The organism is Mesorhizobium sp. 1B3, from assembly GCF_050958605.1.
GTDB lineage: Bacteria > Pseudomonadota > Alphaproteobacteria > Rhizobiales > Rhizobiaceae.
This window is the reverse complement of the sequence record NZ_JBJHDO010000015.1, coordinates 52287-73615: the sequence shown is the minus strand read 5'-3', so window position 1 is coordinate 73615 and position 21329 is coordinate 52287. Positions and strand designations below refer to the sequence as shown.

22 protein-coding genes are annotated in these 21329 nt (G+C 62.4%); 13 read left to right on the top strand and 9 right to left on the bottom strand.

Annotation, left to right across the window (positions count from 1 at the left end; genetic code table 11):
* Positions 1-215 precede the first annotated feature (215 nt).
* The 8 genes from ACCO56_RS28935 (at position 216) to ACCO56_RS28900 (ending at position 8451) form a co-directional block, all read left to right on the top strand.
* Positions 216-1133, top strand: coding sequence for an aldo/keto reductase (locus ACCO56_RS28935; protein WP_433644400.1), 918 nt, complete (start codon positions 216-218; stop codon positions 1131-1133).
* Positions 1134-1811: a DUF6064 family protein gene (locus tag ACCO56_RS28930; RefSeq protein WP_433644399.1), complete on the top strand. Its 678-nt coding sequence runs from the start codon at positions 1134-1136 to the stop codon at positions 1809-1811.
* An 84-nt stretch (positions 1812-1895) separates the two neighbouring features.
* Positions 1896-2897, top strand: coding sequence for a LacI family DNA-binding transcriptional regulator (locus ACCO56_RS28925; protein ID WP_433644398.1), 1002 nt, complete (start codon positions 1896-1898; stop codon positions 2895-2897).
* Between the two features lie 66 nt (positions 2898-2963).
* Positions 2964-4328 carry an ABC transporter substrate-binding protein gene (locus ACCO56_RS28920; RefSeq protein ID WP_433644397.1) on the top strand — a complete coding sequence of 455 codons (1365 nt, stop codon included), beginning with the start codon at positions 2964-2966 and terminating at the stop codon, positions 4326-4328.
* A gap of 74 nt (positions 4329-4402) precedes the next feature.
* Positions 4403-5332: a carbohydrate ABC transporter permease gene (locus tag ACCO56_RS28915; RefSeq protein ID WP_433644396.1), complete on the top strand. Its 930-nt coding sequence runs from the start codon at positions 4403-4405 to the stop codon at positions 5330-5332.
* Positions 5325-6185: a carbohydrate ABC transporter permease gene (locus ACCO56_RS28910; protein WP_433644395.1), complete on the top strand. Its 861-nt coding sequence runs from the start codon at positions 5325-5327 to the stop codon at positions 6183-6185. The genes ACCO56_RS28915 and ACCO56_RS28910 overlap by 8 nt, the downstream gene beginning before the upstream one ends.
* A 23-nt stretch (positions 6186-6208) precedes the next feature.
* On the top strand, positions 6209-7405 hold the full coding sequence (locus ACCO56_RS28905) for a glycoside hydrolase family 172 protein (RefSeq protein WP_433644476.1): 1197 nt from the start codon (positions 6209-6211) through the stop codon (positions 7403-7405).
* An 8-nt stretch (positions 7406-7413) separates the two neighbouring features.
* Positions 7414-8451: an ABC transporter ATP-binding protein gene (locus ACCO56_RS28900; RefSeq protein WP_433644394.1), complete on the top strand. Its 1038-nt coding sequence runs from the start codon at positions 7414-7416 to the stop codon at positions 8449-8451.
* A gap of 478 nt (positions 8452-8929) precedes the next feature.
* Here the strand turns inward: ACCO56_RS28900 and ACCO56_RS28895 are convergent, their stop codons facing one another.
* Positions 8930-9622, bottom strand: a complete 693-nt coding sequence (locus tag ACCO56_RS28895; RefSeq protein ID WP_433644393.1) for a glutathione S-transferase family protein — start codon at positions 9620-9622, stop codon at positions 8930-8932.
* Between the two features lie 26 nt (positions 9623-9648).
* Complete coding sequence (locus ACCO56_RS28890; protein WP_433644392.1) at positions 9649-10230, bottom strand: VOC family protein; 582 nt, start codon at positions 10228-10230, stop codon at positions 9649-9651.
* Between the two features lie 482 nt (positions 10231-10712).
* Between ACCO56_RS28890 and ACCO56_RS28885 the strand changes: the two genes are divergently transcribed.
* The 4 genes from ACCO56_RS28885 to ACCO56_RS28870 are packed head-to-tail and all read left to right on the top strand — an operon-like array spanning position 10713 to position 15891.
* Positions 10713-12077, top strand: coding sequence for a glycosyltransferase (locus ACCO56_RS28885; RefSeq protein ID WP_433644391.1), 1365 nt, complete (start codon positions 10713-10715; stop codon positions 12075-12077).
* A complete protein-coding gene (locus ACCO56_RS28880; protein ID WP_433644390.1) occupies positions 12028-13068 on the top strand; it encodes a glycosyltransferase family 2 protein in 1041 nt (346 codons plus the stop codon). The genes ACCO56_RS28885 and ACCO56_RS28880 overlap by 50 nt, the downstream gene beginning before the upstream one ends.
* A gap of 4 nt (positions 13069-13072) precedes the next feature.
* Positions 13073-14554: an oligosaccharide flippase family protein gene (locus ACCO56_RS28875; RefSeq protein WP_433644389.1), complete on the top strand. Its 1482-nt coding sequence runs from the start codon at positions 13073-13075 to the stop codon at positions 14552-14554.
* On the top strand, positions 14551-15891 hold the full coding sequence (locus ACCO56_RS28870) for a glycosyltransferase family 2 protein (RefSeq protein WP_433644388.1): 1341 nt from the start codon (positions 14551-14553) through the stop codon (positions 15889-15891). Before ACCO56_RS28875 ends, ACCO56_RS28870 begins: the two co-directional genes overlap by 4 nt.
* Before the next feature lie 100 nt (positions 15892-15991).
* On the opposite strand, the gene ACCO56_RS28865 is transcribed toward ACCO56_RS28870, so the two are convergent.
* Positions 15992-16639, bottom strand: coding sequence for a hypothetical protein (locus ACCO56_RS28865; RefSeq protein WP_433644386.1), 648 nt, complete (start codon positions 16637-16639; stop codon positions 15992-15994).
* Positions 16636-17046, bottom strand: a complete 411-nt coding sequence (locus ACCO56_RS28860; protein ID WP_433644385.1) for a RusA family crossover junction endodeoxyribonuclease — start codon at positions 17044-17046, stop codon at positions 16636-16638. Before ACCO56_RS28860 ends, ACCO56_RS28865 begins: the two co-directional genes overlap by 4 nt.
* Positions 17047-17489: 443 nt before the next feature.
* Here ACCO56_RS28860 and ACCO56_RS28855 point away from each other — a divergent pair, with 443 nt between their 5' ends.
* Positions 17490-17963: a VOC family protein gene (locus ACCO56_RS28855; protein WP_433644475.1), complete on the top strand. Its 474-nt coding sequence runs from the start codon at positions 17490-17492 to the stop codon at positions 17961-17963.
* Between the two features lie 167 nt (positions 17964-18130).
* Here the strand turns inward: ACCO56_RS28855 and ACCO56_RS28850 are convergent, their stop codons facing one another.
* The 5 genes from ACCO56_RS28850 to ACCO56_RS28830 form a co-directional block, all read right to left on the bottom strand.
* Complete coding sequence (locus tag ACCO56_RS28850; RefSeq protein ID WP_433644384.1) at positions 18131-19270, bottom strand: M14 family metallopeptidase; 1140 nt, start codon at positions 19268-19270, stop codon at positions 18131-18133.
* A gap of 35 nt (positions 19271-19305) precedes the next feature.
* Entirely contained in the window at positions 19306-19569 is a 264-nt protein-coding gene (locus tag ACCO56_RS28845) for a hypothetical protein (protein ID WP_433644383.1), read from the bottom strand.
* Between the two features lie 222 nt (positions 19570-19791).
* Entirely contained in the window at positions 19792-20262 is a 471-nt protein-coding gene (locus tag ACCO56_RS28840) for a hypothetical protein (protein ID WP_433644382.1), read from the bottom strand.
* Between the two features lie 68 nt (positions 20263-20330).
* A complete protein-coding gene (locus tag ACCO56_RS28835; protein ID WP_433644381.1) occupies positions 20331-20813 on the bottom strand; it encodes a thioesterase family protein in 483 nt (160 codons plus the stop codon).
* Positions 20803-21324 (bottom strand): hypothetical protein, encoded by a 522-nt coding sequence (locus tag ACCO56_RS28830; protein WP_433644380.1) that lies wholly within the window; start codon positions 21322-21324, stop codon positions 20803-20805. The genes ACCO56_RS28835 and ACCO56_RS28830 overlap by 11 nt, the downstream gene beginning before the upstream one ends.
* Between the last annotated feature and the right edge of the window lie 5 nt (positions 21325-21329).

Sequence of the window (21329 nt, the reverse complement as noted above, 5' to 3'; positions counted from 1 at the left end):
CCCGTCGAGAACGAGGTGCAAGCCAAATACACGGACAAGCGGAAGCACGCCCATCCCTGACGTCATGAAGTACAAGGAGCTTAGCCGGAGAGAAGCGGCCTCGCCATGGCACTCATCGATATTTGATTGCGAAGGCCTTCCGGGCCGGAAATCTTCAGGCCAATCTCTCGGGCGGCTCGGCTGGCCGGCAGCGTGTCTGAAGGATGACTCAAAGCATGACGGTTACCCGCAGGACATTCGTGAAAGGCATCGCCGCTTCCGGCGTCGCTTCCGCCCTGCCGACGATCGCCCGTGGCGGAAGTTCGCCGCTGCTGATGCGGCCGATCCCTTCGTCGGGCGAGATGCTGCCGGCGGTCGGCCTCGGTACATGGATCACCTTCAATGTCGGCGACGACCCGGCGCTGCGCGACGAATGCGCCGACGTCATGGAGGCCTTTTTCGCCTCGGGCGGGCGCATGATCGATTCCTCGCCCATGTATGGCTCGTCGCAGCCCGTCATCGGATATGGCCTGGATAAGCTCGGCCGGCCCGGACCCTTGTTTTCGGCTGAGAAAGTGTGGACGTCCTCCGCTGCGGGCGGGCCCGCGCAGATCGAGCGGTCGCGCGGCTTCTGGGGCGTCGAGCGCTTCGATCTCGTCCAGGTCCACAATCTCGTCGCCTGGGAGGCGCATATGGAGACGCTCTCGGCCATGAAGGCGGAGGGAAGGATCCGATACGTCGGCATCACGACTTCCGAAGGGCGCAGGCACGACCTCTTCGAGAAGATCATGCGTAGGTATCCGCTCGACTTCGTTCAGCTCACCTACAACATCGTCGATCGCGAGGCAGAGAAACGGCTGCTGCCATTGGCGGCGGAAAGCGGCATGGCCGTCATCGTCAACCGGCCGTTCCGGCAGGGCGAACTCACGCAGCGGCTCGAAGGCGAAGCGCTGCCGCCATGGGCAGCCGATATCGGCGCTGCGAGCTGGGCCCAGTTCATCCTGAAATTCATCCTCGCCCACCCCGCCGTCACCGTGGCTATCCCCGCCACGACGCGCGTCGACCATGTCCGGGAGAACGTCGCGGCCGCGGCCGGCGTCCTTCCCGATGCCGCGATGCGCGAGCGCATGGCCGCCTATGTCCGGGACATCTAGATGTCCGACTGGTGGACGTATCGGCCGCAGGATCTGCTTCTTTTCTCGCCGCGCGTTTATTGGCGCATGTTCGAACTGCACAACGCCGCGTTCTGGCCGCTGCATGTGCTGACGCTCGCCATCGGCTTTGGCCTGGTAATGCTCGTGTCCTTCCGGCCGCGCGGCAGCGGTCCATGGATCGCCTTCGCTCTCGCAGCGCTCTGGGCCTTCGTCGCCTGGTCCTTCCTGTGGCACCGTTTCGCTGCGATCAACTGGGCGATCACCTATGTCGTGCCGCTCTTTGGGCTGCAGGCGCTGATGCTGGCGATCGGTGGGTGGTCGCGCGGCCTCGTTTTCGACCGCAAGGATATAGCCGCTCGGATCGGACTCCTGCTCGCGCTCGCCGGCATCTTCGCATATCCGCTACTACCGTCGTTCTTCGGCCGGCCCTGGACATCGGCGGAGACCTTCGGCCTGGCTCCAGATCCGACCGCGGTCGTGGCACTCGGCTTCTTGTTGACGGCTGGTGGCGGACTCACTTTGCCTCTGCTCGTAATCCCTGTCTTCTGGCTGCTCTTGAGCGGCATAACCTTGCGCACGATGGGCGATCCCCAGGCGTGGATGCCCTTCTCGGCCACGGCTATCGCTGTCGGGGTATTGGTCGTGCGCCGAATCCTCTCGGCATCCCGCCGCGGCTGACGACTGGGCCCCTGGTCGTTGCTGGATGCAAAATTTAAAGAAAATCGATTTGCAAATGCATTTGCATTCGGACATCATGTCGGCATGAGCACGATTGCAAAGGTTGCGAAGAGGGCGGGCGTGTCGCCGACGACGGTGTCGCACGTGATCAATCATGCCGATCGCGTGTCGAAGAGCCTGCGCGAGCGCGTCCAGGCGGCGATCGACGAGCTCGGCTACGTGCCGAACCCGCAGGCGCAGAGCCTTCGCACCGGCCGCACAAATGTGGTGGCCATGCTCATTCCCGACATCCGTAACCCCTTCTATCCGGAGCTGGTCAAGACCGCCCAGTCGGAGCTCGAGGCGGTCGGACTGGACATGATGATCTTCAACACCGACGTGCCGGGCGGCCATTCGCAGGACCATGGCCGCGAATATCTGCGCCAGATCTCCAACAAGCGCGTCGATGGCCTGATCGTCGGCGACTTCGCGCTGCACGGCATGCATGACGCGCTGCTGCGCCTCGAGATACCGACGGTCTTCATCGGCAACCTGCCTAATCACGCCGTCGACAGCGTCAAGATCGACGACTATGGCGGCGGCTACCAGATGGGCGCCTATCTCGCCGCCAAGGGCCATCGCCGCGTCGCCCATGTCACCGGCCCGTCCTTTTTTGCGGAGGCCATGTCGCGCGCCGAAGGTTTCGAACAGGGCCTGGCCGACAACGGCGCGCCGGACCCCTGCCTTCGCTTCGAAGGCAGCTATCTAGCGCCGTCCGGCAAGGCGGCGGCAGAGTGGCTGATCGAGACCCATGGCCGCGACCTGCCCTCGGTCATCTTCTTTGCCAACTATCTGATGGCCTCAGGTGCGCTGGCGGAGTTCTTCGATCGCGGCCTGCGCATTCCCGATGACCTCGCCGTCGCCGTGTTCGGCGACCAGCCGCAGCTCGATTATATCAGGCCGCGCTTGACCCGTGTGGGCAACGCCCCCTCGGAGCTGGCGCGCCGCGCGACGCAGATGCTGCTGGAGCGCCTCAATGGCAGCTACCAGGGCGAGCCACGGACGGAGATCGTTCCCTGCATCCTGCACCCTTTCGACACCGCATGAACTGATGAGGCGTCGGCGGGAGGAGCCGGACGACGTCTCGAGAGATCCACCCAGGGAGGAGAGCACATGAAAAGGACGGACAAGACTTCTGGAAAGCCTTTCGGCATCAGCCGCCGGCGGCTCCTTGTGAATGGCGCGAGCTTTGCCGCGGCGGGCGCCCTCGGCGGCATCACCGGCTTCCCCTTCATCAACAGGATGGCGGTGCGCGCTCAGGACGCCCCGCTGAAATTCTGGCAATTCTACGCGCCGGGCGGGCAGGTGCCCTCGCAGGTCGCCTGGTTCGAGAAGACGGTTGCCGACTGGAACGACAGCCACGAGCAGAAGGTCGAGCTCGAGTTCATTCCGAACAAGGAATATATCAACGGCCCCAAGCTCGCGACGGCCTTCGCATCAGGCCAGGGCCCCGACATCTTCATCATCTCGCCCGGCGATTTCCTGCGCTACTACAATGGCGGCGTGCTGCAGGATCTGACGCCTCATATCGACGAGGCGGCGAGAGCCGATTTCCCGGAAAGCGTGATCGCCAACCGCATGGTCGACGGCAAGATCTACGGCCTGCCGATGGAGGTCGAGCCGATGGCGATGTACTATTCGGTCAAAGCCTTCGAGGAGGCTGGCCTCAACGAGAACGACGTTCCCAAGACCTGGGAAGAGTTGCTCGAAGTCGCGAAGAAGCTGACGACGCCGGAACGCTACGGCGTGCTGTTCCAGACCGCGCCGGGATATTATCAGAACTTCACCTGGTATCCCTTCCTCTGGCAGGGCGGCGGCGAGTTCCAGACGGCGGACGGCAAAAGCGCCTTCGATTCGCCGGCCACCGTGCAGGCCCTGAAATTCTGGCAGGATGCGGTCAATTCCGGGGTGGCGCCGCGCCAGGTGCTCGGCAACGGTGCCAACGACGCCGTCGCCAATCTCGCCTCCGGCTATTGCGCCATTCAGAATGTCGGCATCTGGGCGATCTCGCAGCTCAAGGGCAAGGATTTTCCCTATGGCGTCTTCCGCCTGCCGACGCCGGCCAACGGCAAATATGTCACCGTCGGCGGCGGCTGGGCCTTCGTCGCCAACGCCAAGGGCCAGAACCCCGATGCGGCGGCCGAGTTCTGCGCCTGGGCGCTGGGTTCGTCCGAGCAGGGTTCGATCGACCGGGTCGCGACATGGTGCACGGAAGGGAAGTCCGACATGCCGCCGCGCAACAGCGCGCTCAAGGCGCGCGAAGCCGCCTTCAGCGAGGGCATGATCGGCAAATTCGCCAAGGAGATTCACCCGGGCACGCGCGCCGAGCCACGCGTGCCGCCGGAGGTCTATAAGATCATCTCCGACGCCATCCAGCAGACGCAGCTCGGCGGAGCCGATCCGCAGGCGACGGCGGCCGCCGCGTCGAAGCAGCTCGACGCCTTCCTGGCGTCCTATTCCGGTGCGCCGATCCTCTGATCCCGCGCTCGTCCGCAGGCGGTTGCGTCCACCCCCGCGGCCGCCTGCGGGGCATTTGATTGCAGGCAGTCTCCATGGTCCATCGATCCGTTCCCGCGAAAAGAAGGCGCAGCCGGCTCTCGGCCAAGCACCGCGAATGGCTGGCCGGCTATCTCTTCGTGCTGCCCGATGCGCTGGGTCTCGCCGTCTTTCTCGGCCTGCCCATGCTGCTTTCCCTGGTGCTCGGCCTCTATGAGGTCGACGGCTTCGGCTCCTACCGCTTCGTCGGCCTCGCCAACTACATCAAGATGATGAACGACCCGCTGTTCTGGCAGTCCGCGAAGGTGACGGCGCTCTACGCCATCATGCTGGTGCCGCTGCTTTATGTCTGCGGTCTCGGCCTGGCGCTTCTGGTGCAGAAGACAAACCGCTTCAACGGCGTCATCCGTTCGATGTTCTTCGCGCCCCATATGGTGAGCCTCGTCGTCGTGGCGCTGGTCTGGCAGTTTCTCGTCGTCGATAAGATCGGCGTGCTGAGCCGCATCGCCCCGGCTATCGGGCTCGGCGGCATCTCCTTCCTCGGCGATCCCGATTTTGCGCTCTTCACCGTCGTCGCGGTCAGCGTCTGGTTCCTGATGGGTTATTACATGCTGATCTTCCTCGGCGGCCTGCAGGACATCCCCCGCATGTATTACGAGGCGGCGACGATGGACGGCGCCGGGCCGATCGCGCGTTTCTGGTACATCACCCTGCCGCTGCTCAGGCCCACCAGCTTCTTTGTCGTCATGATCTCGATGGTGGCTGCCGTCGCCGGCTCGCAGGCCTTCGACATCATCTGGGTCATGACCGGGGGCGGGCCGGCCAACGCCACCTCGGTGCTGATCATCTACATCTATCAGCAGGCCTTCGGTTTCGGCGCCTTCGGCTACGCGGCGGCGATGGCGTCGATCCTTGTCGTAACGCTCATCCTGCTCACCGGCATTATGTTCCTGCTCACCCGCGGAGGCCGCTTCAACTATGAATAGGCCGACGCCCAGGAAGCGACCCCAGCCCTATTTCAGCGCAGGCCAGGTGACCCTCGTTCGCGTGATCTGGATGACGGTGGCTGCAATCCTCGCCGCCATGACGATCTTTCCGCTGCTCTGGATGGTATCGATCGCCTTCAAACCGGAGCAGGAATCCTTTTCGCCAAACCTGCTGCCCGACGCGCCGACGCTGGAGAACTTCGTTTATGTCATGACCGGCGTGCCCTTCGTGCGGTATATGCTGAACAGCCTGTTCGTCTCTGTCACCGTGACCGTCGTCGCGCTCTTCTTCCATTCCATGGCCGGCTACGCGCTCGCCCGGCTGCGCTTCCCCGGGCGCGAGCTGATTTTCCTGGCCATTTTCTCGACCCTTCTCGTCTCGCTGCCGGTCATCATCGTGCCGCTCTTCATCATCGTGAAGGCGATGGGCATGCTGAATTCCTATGCCGGGCTCATCGTGCCGGCGATCTTCAACGCCTTCGGCATCTTTCTCCTGCGCCAATACTATCTGTCGATCCCGCGCGAGATCGAGGAGGCGGCCGTCGTCGACGGCGCCGGCTACTGGCGCGTCTATTGGAGTGTCATCCTGCCGCTCAGCAAGCCGATCCTGTCGGCGCTGGCGATCCTGTTCTTCCTCGCCAATTGGAACGCTTTCCTGTGGCCGCTCACGGTCGCCTCCGACCAGAAGCTCTGGGTCGTGCAGGTCGGCATCGCCAACTTCAAGAGCGAATATTCGGCCGCATGGAACTACATGATGGCGGCCTCCACCGTGGTCGCCATCCCCACCCTCGCGCTCTTCCTGATCTTCCAGCGGCAGATCATGGATTCGATCAAGACAAGCGGCCTGAAATGACCACGCAATCCAGGGACAACCAGATGACCAATGCCGGCCTTTCACCGCTGCGCGGGCTCGCCAAGCTTCGCCAGGCAAGGACCCGACGCTTTTCGAGCTACGACCGGACCGGCGGCAATGACGACCGGCTGCATGTCGAGCCCGGGCAGACGGTGACGATTGCCGAGTATCGGGGTGCCGGCATCGTCACCCATATCTGGGTCACCATCCAATGCCAAAGCGAGAACTACCTGAGAAAGGCCGTACTGCGCGCCTGGTGGGACGGCGAGGCCGAGCCCTCTATCGAGGCGCCGATCGGCGATTTCTTCGGCATGGGACATGGCCTCACCCGCAACTATGCCAGCCTGCCCATGCAGGCGAGCCCGGAGGATGGCAAGGCCTTCAACTGCTATTTCCCGATGCCCTTCGGCTCCGGCATGAAGTTCACCATCACCAACGAAGCCGAGCACGACCTGCTGTTTTACTACTATATCGACCTCGAGCTGCACGATGCGCTTGAAGGCGGGCTCGGCCGCTTCCACGCGCAATACCGGCAAGAACGCCGCGCGCCCTTCGACGAGACCGGGCTTACCAACGAGCAAGTGCTGTTCGGCGGCGAAAATGTCGACGGCAAGGACAACTACACCATCCTCGAAGCCTCCGGGCACGGCCATTATGTCGGCGTGCTCTACAGCGTCTATTCGCGCCGCCGCGCCGAAGTGTGGGACTGGTACGGCGAGGGTGACGACATGATCTTCATCGACGGCGAGCGCGGCCTTTCCGTTCCCGACGCCGTTCGCAAGCCCGATCCTCGCATCGGTCCGAAGGCCGCGCTCATCGAGGACAGGCCGGAATCCGCACCTGGCGCCAACGACGCCTGGCCGCCCACGCTACACGGCACCGGCACTGAAGACTATTTCAACACGGCCTGGTGCCCGACGCAGGATTACGACGCGCCCTATCATGGCATCATCGCCGCCGGCGGGCCGAACTGGACCGAGCCGGTGACGCTCTATCGCTGGCATATCGAGGATCCCGTGATCTTCCACAAGGACATCCGCGTCACCCTCGAGCGGGGCCATGCCAACCGCCGCTTCGACGACATGTCTTCAGTCGCCTTCTGGTACCAGGCCGAGCCGCACAAGCCCTTCGGTAAGCTGCCCGAGGTTGCCGAGCGCATTCCGACCTTTCGCCGCCCCTATCACAACTGGGCGGCGGTCGAAGCCGGCAAGAGGCGATAGGTCCGGCCATGGCCAGGGTCGAGATCGAGAAGGTCGTCAAGCGTTACGGCGCCGTCGAGGTGGTGCACGGGGTCTCGACCGCGATCGAGAACGGCGAGTTCGTCGTGCTGGTCGGGCCGTCGGGCTGCGGCAAGTCGACCTTGCTGCGCATGATCGCGGGGCTGGAGACCATATCCGACGGCAACATCGTCATCGACGGCGAGGTGGTGAACGATGTCGCGCCGAAAGAGCGCAACATCGCTATGGTGTTCCAGAACTACGCGCTCTATCCGCACATGACGGTCGCCGAGAACATGGCCTTCTCGCTCAAGCTCTCCCGCGTGCCGAAGCCGGAGATGCGCGCCAAGGTCGAGCTGGCGGCCGGCATCCTTGGCCTCGACAAACTGCTCGACCGCTATCCCGGCCAGCTCTCCGGCGGCCAGCGTCAGCGCGTAGCGATGGGGCGGGCCATCGTGCGCGATCCCGAAGTCTTCCTGTTCGATGAGCCGCTCTCCAATCTCGACGCCAAGCTTCGCGTGCAGATGCGAGCCGAGATCAAGGCGCTGCACCAGCGGCTGAAGACCACCACCATCTACGTCACCCACGACCAGATCGAGGCCATGACCATGGCCGACCGCATCGTCGTGATGCGCGACGGCATCATCGAGCAGGTCGGCGCGCCGCTCGATCTCTACGACAATCCGGCCAACATCTTCGTTGCCGGTTTCATCGGCAGCCCGGCCATGAATTTTTTGGACGGCATGGCGGAGCACGGCGTCTTTACCGGGCCTGAGGGAATAAGGATCAGGACATCCGTGCCGGACGGCCCCGTGGTCGCCGGCATCCGCCCCGACAAGGTTGGTCTCGGCGGCGATGGAGCCTCGCTCGAAGTTCTGATGGTCGAGCCGACCGGCGCCGAGACACAGGTCCTCCTCAAGGTTGGCGGCGCACAACTCGTTGCGCAGATTCAGGGCCGGGTGTCCATGCGCGCCGGCGACAGGGTGCCGGTGCTGTTCGGGGAAGAAGCGGTCTACTATTTCAATCGGGCGACTGGGGAAAGGGTGTAGGGGACCACACCGAGGGTGTCGAAGATTGACCGTTTGCGCGAGGCACCCCCCTCTGCCCTGCCGGGCATCTCCCCCACAAGGCTACGACATTCACACATCTCACGGATCGTCGGCGGTCTCTGGAACACCCCTCATCCGACCTCCGGGGCTTGTGCCGCGGCTTGGCCGCGTCACAAGCTTGTCGGCCACCTTCTCCCACAAGGGGAGAAGGCAAGACGGCCGCAGCGCTCCTGCCAATCGCCAGCATTTGCGATTGGCAGGAGCGCTTCTGCAAAACTCCCCCTTCTCCCCTTGTGGGAGAAGGTGGCCGCGCCAAGCGCGGTCGGATGAGGGGTGCTCCAGAACGCTCCGCCGGATGTGTGAATCTCGTAGTCCTGTGGGGGAGATGTCCGGCAGGACAGAGGGGGTATCGTAGGGAGCGGCCCTATAAAGGATTTGGAGCGGTTATTGCGTACAGCCTCTCACCACCCGATCTGCCCTACTGCCGCTGCGATTTCACGTAAGCGATATAGCCCCGCACGTCGGCCGCAGGTTCGGTATAGGCGTCGCCGAGGGTCTTCTCCAACTTGGCCATATAGGTCGTGGCCCAGTCAGGCAGGGGATAGTCGATGGCGGCGAGGAATTCGAGCGTCGCCGCGAGCCGGATGTCGGCAATCGACGGCTTCTCTCCGCCTATGAAGGGCTTTTCGCCCAAATAGAATGTGCGGAAAACCTCGAGCGGTTCTGCGAGCGCCTCGACCGCGGCGAGGCGCGCCTGTTCCTTGGTCTCGGCGTCGGCGTCACTGTGGCCGACTTCGCCTGGATATTGCGGGAAATTGAGCGCCGGGTAGGTGGATCTGGCGAGATAGGGGTAGAATGTGCCGATCAGATAGAACATGGCACTGTCGATCATCGCCCGCTTTTCGGGGTCCTTCGGATAGAATTCCTCGAGCCCGTGCTTGTTGCACAGATACTGCATGATCGCGCAGCTCTCCCAGAGCGCGCCCTTCGGCAGATCCTCCATCTCGATCATCGGCGTCAGATGCGACGGGCAACGCGCCAGATACTCGGCCGTCCGAGTCTGGCCGTAGACATCCTGCTCGGTGAAATCGAGGCCGGCCGCCCGCACGAAAATGCGCGCCGTCATGTTGTTGACGCTCGGTTTGATGACGTTGAGCTTTATCGCAGACATTGTTTCCTCCCGTTTGGCGGTAGATTTCAATATGGGTTCTTCGGTGACCTGTCCTCCGACAGCGAGGTTCGGCTCCGCTCGACCAGCGCCTCGATGGCGTCGGCTAGGTGCACTTCGGCGATGTTGTAGTCGCCGCGCGCGATCCTGACCTTGTGCGCCTCCGTCAACACGTCGGCATGGCCGTAGCCGGCCGGCGGCTCGAAGCGATAGGAAGCGAGCTCGATCAGGAGTCCGAGCGGGTCCTCGAAATAGATCGAATCCATGAAGCCGCGGTCCTTGACGCCGCTGTGCTTGATTTTCCGTTCGTCGAGGCGGGCAACTGCCTGCTGGAACGTTGCCCGCGACACCGCGAAGGCGATGTGATGCACGCAGCCGACATCGGTCGACGTGCGTGCGGGATCGGGCTTTCGAGTTTCGTCGGTGAAGACAGTGATGAGGCGCCCGTCGCCAGGATCGAAATAGAGATGGCTTTCGCTTGCCTTGTCGAGGTTCGGCTGCTCGAAGACGAAGGGCATGCCGAGTATGCCTTCCCAGAAATCGATCGACGTTTGCCGGCCGGCGCCAACCAGCGTGATATGATGAACTCCCTGCGATTGAAGTTTTCGCATCGCAGTCCTCCCTGTTTCGGCGTAACCATTCTATCAGTTTCGACTTGTATTCGCTGCGCTGGAGCGTTCCCACGGCACGAGGCCCACTCGCCCGGAACCGACCAGCACGTCGTGGAGTCTTCTCTCAATCTTCTCGGCGAGCTGCGGATCGGCCTCGGCGCCTTTCGCCAAACAACCGTCCGACACTTGGCAATGATAATCGTTTAACCGCCACAAACGATAGCCGCATCGATTTAGCTAAATAGAAGAACACTTCGCGGCCATTAGGGCTTTCGGTGGGCTACAGGCACCGTTTATGCCGAAGTGCTACCCTCGCAACTCCAGATATAGTGGCGTGGGCTTGTAGGTGATGTCTGCGTAGGTGGCGATTACGTCTTCCTAAATCTGGAGCCCGGCTTCCCCGAGAGGTCGGGCTTCTTCTTGCAGACAGTATTCCAGTCGCGACTGCAAGCACGCGTTGAAGGGCGAGGGAGCGAACTTCCTTGAACGTCAGAGGCCTGAAGGTTGCGTTCTTCGTCAACAAGTTTCCGATCATGTCCGAAGCTTTCGTCGCGACAAGTGCCGGCGCGCTTCAGGAAAAGGGCAACCTCGTCCACATCTACGGATTCGGCGGCGGCGAGGCGACGGGTTCCGCCGTCGATGCGGCAACCGAAGCAAGGCTGGAGGGCCGCGCGTGGAATGCGGCAACTCCATCGTCGCTATCCGAACACCTCGTCACGGCGCCTCGCGCCTTGGCCTTCGCGCTTCGAAATTTCGGCCTGCGTGCATTCGGCGCTTTCAATCCGATCGTCTATCGCCGTTCGATCGAGAATCTGGCTTCCCTGTACCAGGCCGCCATCCTGCAAAATGGCGGCCGTTACGATATCCTCCATTGCCAATTTGCCACCCTCGGCGAGTTCGTGCTCAAGCACAAGCAGGCCGGCCTGCTCAGCGGCAAGCTCGTCGTTCATTTCCGCGGCTACGACATTTCCGAGGTCGTCCAGACATGCGGGCCTCATGTCTACGACCGTCTTTTTGCAACGGCCGACTACTTCATAGCCAATTGCGAGCATTTTCGCCGCAAGGCGGTTGCCTTGGGCTGCCCGGCCGAACGCATTGATGTCGTGGGTTCCGGTATCGATCTCGCCAATTTCCCGTTTCGCGGCGCGAAGAAGGTGAGCGAGAACTCTGTCCGGTTCGTGAGCATCGGCAGGCTGATCGAGCGAAAGGGCGTTCACGTCGCGCTTGACGCGCTCGCCTTGCTGTCCCGCGAAGGCATGCAATTCCAGTTCGACGTCGTCGGCAATGGCCCCATGCGGCTCGAACTGGAAAGGAAGGCACGCATTCTCGGGCTCTCCGACCGCGTCACCTTCCATGGGGCGAGGACGCATTCCGAAATCCTCGGCATTCTCGAGGACTGCCACATCATGCTGGCGACCTCGTTGACCCCGGCCGACGGCAGCCAGGATGCTACCGTCAACACGGTGAAGGAGGCGATGGCAGTCGGCGTCCTGGTCGTCGGCACCCGGCATGGTGGAATTCCGGAACTTGTCGAAGAAGGGCAGACGGGAACTCTGTGCCGCGAGAACGATCCCGGCGATCTCGCCGAGGCGGTGCGCCGTCTGCTCGGCGGTGCCGAGAGCTGGGACGCCGTCGCGCGCCGATCCCGCAGTCGGGTCGAGGAGAACTTCGCGATCGCCGTCACCAACGAGCGCCTGCTGAATGTCTACGAAAAAGCTCTGTCCTGGGGAGGCGAGCCTGGGCGTCGGTTGGGGCCTGGTCGCATGCCCGTTTTGCACCGAGGGGGAAGTGGAAGAGATGGACAAGACTTCGCAAGCCAAGGTCACCATCGTCATCACGCCGCGTGACCGGTTCGGCGTCGCACTGGAGTCCTTCAAGAGCGTGATCGCCTATACCGGCCGGCCTTACGAACTCATCTATGTCGATGCCGGTGGGCCTGCCGCTCTTGCCCGCGAGTTGAAGAAGATCTGCTCCGACAATGGCTTCGTCTATATCGGCCACCCGGGGATCCTCAATCCGAACGAGGCGAGAAACCTCGGCATACGCGCCGCGCGGACGCCCTACATCGCATTTCTCAACAATGACGTCGTCGTTTCACCGGGGTGGCTTTCGGCCATGGTCACATGCGCGGAGGAAACCGGCGCGGAAGTCATTGCCCCCCTGACCTGTCAGAAAATCCCCCTGCACCGTGAAATCCATCAGGCCGGCGGTCTGTTCACCGAGGACGTCAAGGCCTTCCTCGCCGCACGTCCCGAAGATCGCCGCTTGAAGGAAGTCGAGCTGCTGCAGGGGAAGAAGGTTCATGAGGTGAGCTTGGTGCGCGGCGAGACGCAGTGCTGCGAGTTCCATTGTGCGCTGGTCCGGCGCGATGTGTTCGCGAAGATCGGCGAACTCGACGAGCTGCTGGCCACCAAGGAGCACCTCGATTTCTGCCTGAGCGTCTGGCAGGCCGGCGGCCGAGTCATGTTCGAGCCCACGGCGATCGTAACCTTCCTCGGCCATGCCGGGGCGATCGAGCCCCGCGACTTGAAGTTCTTCGCGCTGCGATGGTCCCCCGCCTGGCAGCGCAGCAGCCTCGCGCATTTCCAGCGCAAGTGGGAGCTCCCCAACGACCCCTATTTCGCCAAGCGGACGTCGATGCTGCGCTGGCGCCACTATGAGAGCATCGCGGAACCGCTCTTGCGCAAGGTTCCCTTGATCGGCCGTCGGCATAAATGGCTCGCAGCCGGCAGCAGAGTGCTGTTGCCGGCACTGGAATGGTGGAGCGGGCGACTGGCAAGCCGGCACGCCCGCAACAGTGGACGCTCGAAAAGTCCGGATCTTGTGACGCGTTCCTGATCCCATGGCGCGTCTCTCCCGGCGATCGCTTGTCACGCAATACGCCTGGGCCTTCTCCGGCCAGGTGGCGCAAACGCTTCTCGCGTTGGCCAGCATCGCGGTCATAGCACGCCTTCTCGGCCCGGAGGTCTACGGCGTCTTCACGTTGACAATGCTGATCGCCGGCCTGGCCGAGATAGCTGTCGGGGGCCATGTCACCGACTTTCTGGTGCAGAAGCCGACGGTCGCCGACGGGGATCGCAATGCGGCCTTCGTGCTGACCCTGTCCCTTGCCGTGGCGATCGCTGCCGCGCTGGTCGCTGCCGCGCCGCTCATTACGACGATTTTGGGCCACCCCGACATCGCGGAGCTCATGCCGGCGGTCGCGGTCCTGATCGTGCTGACGGCTGCGGCCAATGTTCCGACCAATCTGCTCGTCCGCGGGATGAATTTCAACGTCCTTGCGCGGATCGACACCGCCACCGGGCTCACCGCCTTCATCCTGGGCACGGCGCTCGCCTATGCCGGAGCAGGGATATGGAGCCTCCTTTCGATGGAGATCGCCCGACGCAGCCTGCGCCTGCTATTCGTCGCCATCGCGGCCAAATGGGTGCCGGGTATTTCGTTCCGCCGGCACGATGTCGTCGAGCTCTGGACCTTTGCCAGATCCAGGCTGCTTGGCGCTTTCTTTCAATATCTCGCTCAGGCGACGCCTCGGCTCGTGATCCAGGTGATGCTGGGCACGCAGGCCCTCGGTTATTTTGCCGTCGCCTCTCGCCTTCTCGACCAGGCGATAGGCCTCATCACCGGGCCGCTGGTGGCCATTGCCTTTCCCGCCGCGGCACGAACCAAGGACGATCTCGAGCAGTTGCGTGGTCTCCTGGCGCGCGCAATCGCGACCTCCACCGCGATCGCATGGCCCGCGATCCTCGGCTTTGTCGTCGTGTCGCCGATTGCCGTCCCCCTGCTGCTGGGTCCGGATTGGGTCGGCGCGGTGGTGACCGTCCAGATCCTGACGCTGACCGCGCTCCGCTCGTCGGCCAGCGGCTTCAACGGCGCCATAATCCTGGGGTTGGGCCGCGCCGATCTCAGGATGCGCCTGAACCTCATCAACGCATTGCTCGGTCTGCTGCTTTGTCCCCTCGGCGCCTTGGTTGGCGTTGAGGGTGTGGCAGCCGCGATGCTGGTTCGCGCCTTCATTTCGTGGCCGGTCGGCGCCGCTTATGTCGAGCGCCTCACGGGCTTCGCCGCGAAGCAGCAATTCCGGATCGCCGCCGTCAGCGCCGTTCCCGCAGTGGCGATGGCCTTGTCGATCGAGATCCTGCGCAGAAGCCTGGGTGGGCTGCTGGGGGCGCCGCTGCTCGCCCTGATCCTGATCGCCTGCGGCGTGATCCTGTACGTCGCCTTCTGGGCCGCACTCAATTTTCGCCAACTGCCAAGGGCCGTGGGGCTGGCGACCGGCCTCCTGTGTCGGTGGCGCAGGAATATCAGGGTGGGAGGGGCATGAGCACGAGGGAGGGCCGGCGTGGAGCCGAACGGATTCCGGCGAACACAGGACAGGGCGACCCGGCGCCACGGCCCCTGCCGCTGGAGCGAGTAGCGGAACCGCGCATATCGGTCATCCTGCCGACGTTCAACCGCGCTGCCTATGTCACGGCCGCCATCGACAGCGTCCTCGCCCAGACGACGCCGATCCATGACTTCATCGTCGTCGACGATGGTTCCGACGACGGGACAAATGAGGCTATAGAGCGCTACCGCCCGCGGCTGCGCTACCTCCATCAGGCGAACCAGGGCAAGGTTGCCGCGATCGAACGGGCGCTTGCCGAAACCAGCGGCGATCTCGTCTGGATCATGGATGACGACGATATCGCTCCTCCGAACGCGCTTGCCGCCCTGGCCGAACCTCATCGACGCGATCCAGATCTCGTCTTCTCCTATGGCCACCTGGTCAAGTTCACGGCGACCGACGAGGGCGAAATCGCCGAAGGCGAAAAGTCGGTCTATCCGAGCGAGGATACGCGCCCCTTTCTGGTAAAGCTGATGGAGGATTGTTTCATCACCGGCCATCCCTGCGTCCTGGCCCGCAGGACGGCCTACGAAGCGATGCTCCCTTTCGACCGCACCATCACCTCGTCGGTCGATTACTATTTCCATCTACACATGGCGCAAGTCGGACCGGCGGCATGCGTCGACGAGATCGTCCTGCTGCAGCGCCAGCATGGCGGGGAACGTGGCCCGGCTGCGGCCCGATACGAGGAGAGTGAGAGAGTGCAGCGCTGGAAGGAGAGCGACAGGATACTGGTCGAGAGCTTGCTGGACCGCATGGAACTCCAGGCATTCGATCCCGGCTGCGGCAAGACGGCCTCGCCCTTGGCGCGCCGCGCCTGCCTGATCCAGCGAGCCGCGATCGCCGCCCGCAAGCAGCTATGGGACAGGGCGCTTCAGGACCTGTCCGAAGCGTTCTGGATCGAGCAGGACGTTGCGCTTACACCGCTTGAGCTTCACATCCTGACGCGCTTCCTCGGATGCCGCTACGGCATAGAGGAAGTATATCGAAAGCCCTATATCATTAGCCGGCTTCGTAAGATCGGCCGTTCCCGTCCGCAAGAAAGCGGGATCGCGGGAGAATTGGGACGCCCATTGCTCCACCAGATGAAGGACGGCATCCGCTCGGGAAGCCCGAACCAGTTCCTGGATGCGCTCGGGCTATGGCTTCGCCTGATGGATTTCCGGTCGGGCATGGCGGCCTCGGCGGCCATCGCCGCCCGGGCCTTCAAACGAGCGATGGGGAAATCGGCTCGGGTGAGTATGACGAGATCGCGGCGGTCGAACCAACCATAGCCAGAATTCTCGCATATCTTACAAACCCTGCCGAGAAATTCCGTGCAAATCCTCGCGCCGAGTGTCTTTACATGAAACTAACTTATTGAGCCAAGACAACTCAATGTGGGGTATTATCTTCATCAGAAGTTCTAATTATCGAGACTAGTGTTAGAATGCGTTCGACATCGGCTTCAGATGGCTCAATGTCTAACTGGCCGTGGACGATGCGATTGCGGAGATTGGCTAAATCAAGAAAGTCCGATACTTGACTACGTCCTATATAACCCTCGGAAGCAAGAAGGCTAACAATCCTATTCGCCCCGCCAGGACGATCATCGAGTAATCCAGATTCACGAGCGCTCGCTTCCAACACTGACCAAGCTAGCACGAATGCCGCCTGAGCATCTGTTCTGGCCAAGCCTGCAACTCTCTTTACTTGCTCATCGATTGTATCGGCAGGAAGCTTCATGACAAGAGGCTCAAGCGAGTTGAAATAGAAGACTTGAAAAACCCAATCGTCTTGACCTTCGAAGCGCTTCCGTATCGTGGCTAGGCTGCGCTCCATATCGAAACCTCCCCGCCCTTTGATCTCCAAAGCGATCTTTGGATTTCGTCCGATCGCAATCGCGTCCGGAATATAGCCCTCGACAAACGAAGGCAGGTCCGCTCTGGACGGGTTCCGTATTAACTGGTAGCCGCGACGCACGAGTTGTGGCTCGAGTTGATCCAGCGCCAGTCGCTCAAGTTCAGAGTGACTTGTTCTCATCTTGCGTCTTCTCCGAAAGCCTCTAGCCGAATGTAGATAATGGGCTCGTCCGATGCGACTGCCTCGTTGAAACGAGGACTGTCGTCCAACAGCGGAATCACCCGCCCAGGCTCAAACCGTTGAATAATCAACCGCTCGATTTGCCTGTCATCAATATATACGCACTGGGAAAGGCCATCCAGCACGGGCTTGGTCGCATTGTCGAGGTCGGGCTCGAGTTCAGCTTGAGGAAAGAAGTACACCGTCGCTTTCAAAAGACGCTGAAGCGCAAAGTGACCGGGCTCCATTTGAGCTCGCGCTTGACGGCGCACATCGTTTTTCCAATTTTCAAGGGCTTTCTTGCGCTTGGCCTGATGACTGACAGGGTATCCGCGAACAAGCAGTTCAAGGGGCAGGTCAGGTTCCATCGGACAGATACGCGGTCCCTGTTTGGATACGACGTAAGGGTGTACATGTGGCATAACACCAACTTTAAATTGTCTTATCGCAATCTTGTCGTTTTGTTCAACGTTTTTTTCGATGGACTCTCAGAAGTTGGACTTGAACGTTTTGTCGCTTCGGTACCACGGAATCGGACGCCCTTCCGCCTGGGACAAGCCCAGCCGACACAAGCGACAGCCGCTGCGACTTTCCTATTAGGCTGCTTGGAACTCGATGGGTTCGGCCCCGGCAATGGCAAAATTGGCTCAGTGCTGGCGCGGAGTGCTCGTCCGATCAGCGAGTTGCGGAACGTCATTGGCGTGAGCGCATTCTGAGTTCTTGGTGTACTGTCGAAGCTGTGAACCTGGCCCCACTATGTGGGAAACCGGCCCGAAATTGGCTTCAGAAGCGAAAGGACAAAGCGATGGCAATTGCCAAGAACACGATTTGCCTGTGGTACGACAAGGACGCCGAGGCTGCAGCCCGCTTCTACGCCGAGACTTTTCCCGACAGTTCGGTGAATGCCGTCCACCATGCTCCCAGCGACTATCCGTCGGGCAAGGTGGGCGACGTTCTGACGGTCGAATTCACGGTCGCCGGCATCCCCTGCCTGGGCCTCAATGGTGGACCCATGTTCAAGCATAACGAAGCTTTTTCGTTCCAGATCGCCACCGAGGATCAGGAAGAGACTGACCGCTACTGGAATGCCATCGTCGGCAATGGCGGCCAGGAAAGCGCATGCGGCTGGTGCAAGGACAAATGGGGCGTCTCCTGGCAAATCACGCCGCGCGTGCTGACCGAGGCGCTGGCTGTCGGTGGTGCTGAAGCAAAACGCGCTTTTGATGCGATGATGGATATGCGGAAAATCGACGTTGCCGCGATCGAGGCGGCTCGGCGCGGCTGATGACCTGGAGCGCATGCGCAAGCTGACCCTTCCTTGATCGCCGGCCAGCGTAATAAATGCGTGCAGGCGGAAGGTCGCTGCCAAGCGGCGAATGCCCGGGTTACCCGGGTTAGGAGAAACCAGGCATCGCTCCGCACCGGACGGTTGTTCTCCGCTTGCTGCGGCCCCTATGCCACGGGCGCCGCCAAAAGCTGCTCAATGAACTGGAACGCAGCCGGACGGTTCTCTTCCCAGGTCGGCAGGATCTGGTCTGGCGGCAGGATGAAACCGCCTTCCTGGAAGGTGCGGGGCCTCAGCTCGATGGTGAAGGACGGGATGCCGTAGGTTCCATAGGTCCAGTCGGTCGTGTCGCCCGCGGTCGGATAGAGCTCGGAGGACTGCTGCGGAACATAGACCTTGCCATGCACCCCCTGGATCAGGCTCTGCATCTGTCCGGCCATTTCGATCATCTGCCCGCGATGCAGTGCGTCGGGGACGGGCTTCTCCGTGTAGCCCCAGGGATAGAGGATGAGCTGAGAGTAGCTGTGATAGGTGATCACGCCGGCGAAGCGTTCGCACCCGACCAGGTCGCGGATCGCCTGCGTCTCCGGCTCGGAGAAAGCGCGCGGGCCGACATAGGTCTCGTCGCTCGGCACGTGGCTGGACGTGGGCACGTCAAGAATGCCCCACATGTAGCCATAGTTGCGGTTCGGATCGACGCCGAACGAGCCGTCGTGGTTCCGCCGACGGTTCTTGCGCCAAAGCCTCTCTTGCGTCCGGCTGTGTTCATGGCCGTCCGGGTTGACCATCGGGGCGACCCAGACTTCGCCGCTCGTCAACCAGCCGGCGACCGGCGCCTCGTCGGCCCGCTCGACGAGTTCCTTGGCCAGCAGGAAAGGCACCTCTACGGCGATCCACTCGCGCGCGTGGTGGCAGCCCATGAAGAGGATCTTGGGAACGCCTCCGCGGCGGTCCCCGATGCGCAAAGCCACGATGGGCCGGCCCTCGATGCTTCGGCCGATCTCGATCATCTCGGCGATGTCCGGCCTCGCTTCCGCGAGCTGCCGCAGTTCTTCTTCCAGGCTGGCTGCGGAGTGATACTGCTCTGTCGCCTCGGCTCTGTCGAAGGTGGACAGGTGCCGTTCCACGTCCTCGAGTTGCTCGATGCGGTAGCCCATGCTGGCCAGGCGGTCCAGCTGAGCCTCGGTTCCGCGAATGATCAGGTGATCCGGCTTGACCTCCCAAACGTCGATGCCCAGCGGCGCCCGAAGAACGTCCCCAAGCGGCTTCTGCGGTCCCGAAGATGTAACCCTGGCGATGATGTTCATGAGACCATTCCTTCGTTCGACAAAGGCCAGCCTGATCAGGGCACCTCCGATTGCCGGTCGAGGCGATCGGAGCCGGGTCCGCCACTTTCCAGGTCGGCGATCGTCCGGAGACGCTCGACGCCAGCTATTCGTCGGCGCTCGAGCTCGGAAATCGTCTGCTCCGAGACAGCCGCCACCACGGCGTCAGCTTGCCGCTCCCAGACATCAAGGCTCAATGGAACGTTCAGGAGATCGTCGACTGTGCGACCGGTGACCGGAGTGAGGCGAACCAGCCAGCGGGCCGCCGCGCGTCCCGACATATCAGGTGCTCCTCGGCATACTTACCAGCCTGCCGAGACTTTAGCCCCTCCCGAACTAAGCTGCAACGCTGCCCGAACTGACAGGCCCGTCCTATGGCAGCGTGGCGAAGCTTGCCTCCGCCTCGCCGCCAGGCTGCTCGGTCATCGATGATAGGCGATGATGCCTCTGGCTGCGAGCTGCCATTCCTCTGCCAATGGTGGACAGCCTGCAAGGGGTAGTGGCTAACGCCCTCTCCAGATCGTGCTCGTGGTCTCTTCATCTGCCACCATGCCATGTTCTAAATAGCTGTGGGCAAGACTTCCCTCGCCGGCGCGGTTGCACATGACCGCCAGGTGAGCAAATGCGAGGGCTTGGTAGGGGGCTGGAATCGCGGCGAATGCCGGATGCTTCTCGGCTTTTTCCAGGCAGTTCCGCGCAATCCCGGTCTTACCGAGAAATGCAGGAAAGTTTGCGTAAGCCACACCGCGCAGCAGGAGGATCTCCAACTCACCTGGATACATTTCCTCGCTGGATTCCGGGTTCGCTCCTTCGAGCCATCGCTCATGGGCGCCGTCGAGCATGGCAGAGGCGGTGGTGGCGTGCTTCAGCTTGATCCAGGGAAAATGCGAAGCACCGGCATACATGGCGTGAAGACTTCCGAGATAGGCTGTCGCGACGAGGTGATCCGGGTGCTCGGCGAGGTAGCTTTCCACCGTGGCGATGGCCTGATCGATCGCCCTGCTATCGGCACGCGCTGCATCGAACGCCTCACGAACGTGCTTCACCTGAACCCCGTCTTCATGCGCGGCGCGTGGCGCATGGGCGCTAGGCCTGGAGCGTGGGCAAGCAGGTTCATCAGGTCGGAAGGGACTAGGCACGGGCCGCCGGCGGCCGGGTCGAAGGCAGCGATCTCGGCCTCCACCCTGGAAATCAGTTCGGCGCCGCGAGTGACTGTCGTGCCCCACAGTGCCCGCACCGGCGTCACGGAGACAATGCCGCTCGACAGCGCCAGCACGTCGCCGACGAGTGCCGGCCGGTAAAAGATCGTCCGTATCTCGCGCACGATGAAGAGCACTCCGAAACAGGCCTTCATCTCGGCGACTGGAAGGCCGACTGCTCTCAGAACATGGTTGCGGCTGCGCTCCGCCATCGCCAGATAGGTCGCGTGATAGACAATACCGCCGGCGTCGGTGTCGGCATAGGCTACCTCGTAAAGCAGCGGCCCGACGCTCCGCCCCGCACCGCCGCCCGCTTCAGACGCCACGGTGCGCACGACGCTCCCCGACGAGACGCGCGAGCACCGACGATCCGAAACACCAGCGTGCGATAAGGCTGGCGACGACGAGCTCCACCCAGGACAGCGATGGTTCGACAATCAGATCGGCGACCGTGGCGAGGTTGAGGTTGGCGAAGGCGTGCCAGAAGAAGACAAAGGACGAGAGCCAGCTGATCGTGCCGGCAACTACCGCCGATCGAACGCTCGGGCCGAAGACCTGCGCGTAAAGCCAATAGGTCAGCACGGTCATCGCCGAGAGGACCGTGTCCCAGATACCCCAGCTCACGAACACGGCGAGGTTCATCGGCGCGACGTCCGGAACCATCGACAGCGATTCCTGCAGCATCGGCCGCACGAACAGCAGGTAGCGGAAATTCTCGGAGGCGTGAATCCACATGCTCGCGATCAGGAAGGTCGCAGTGTAGAGCCGCCAGGGAAAGCGTATCGCGGTCGCCGCGACGGGAGATGCCTCGGTTTTCATCCAAGTCGTTTCGCTCACGGTTG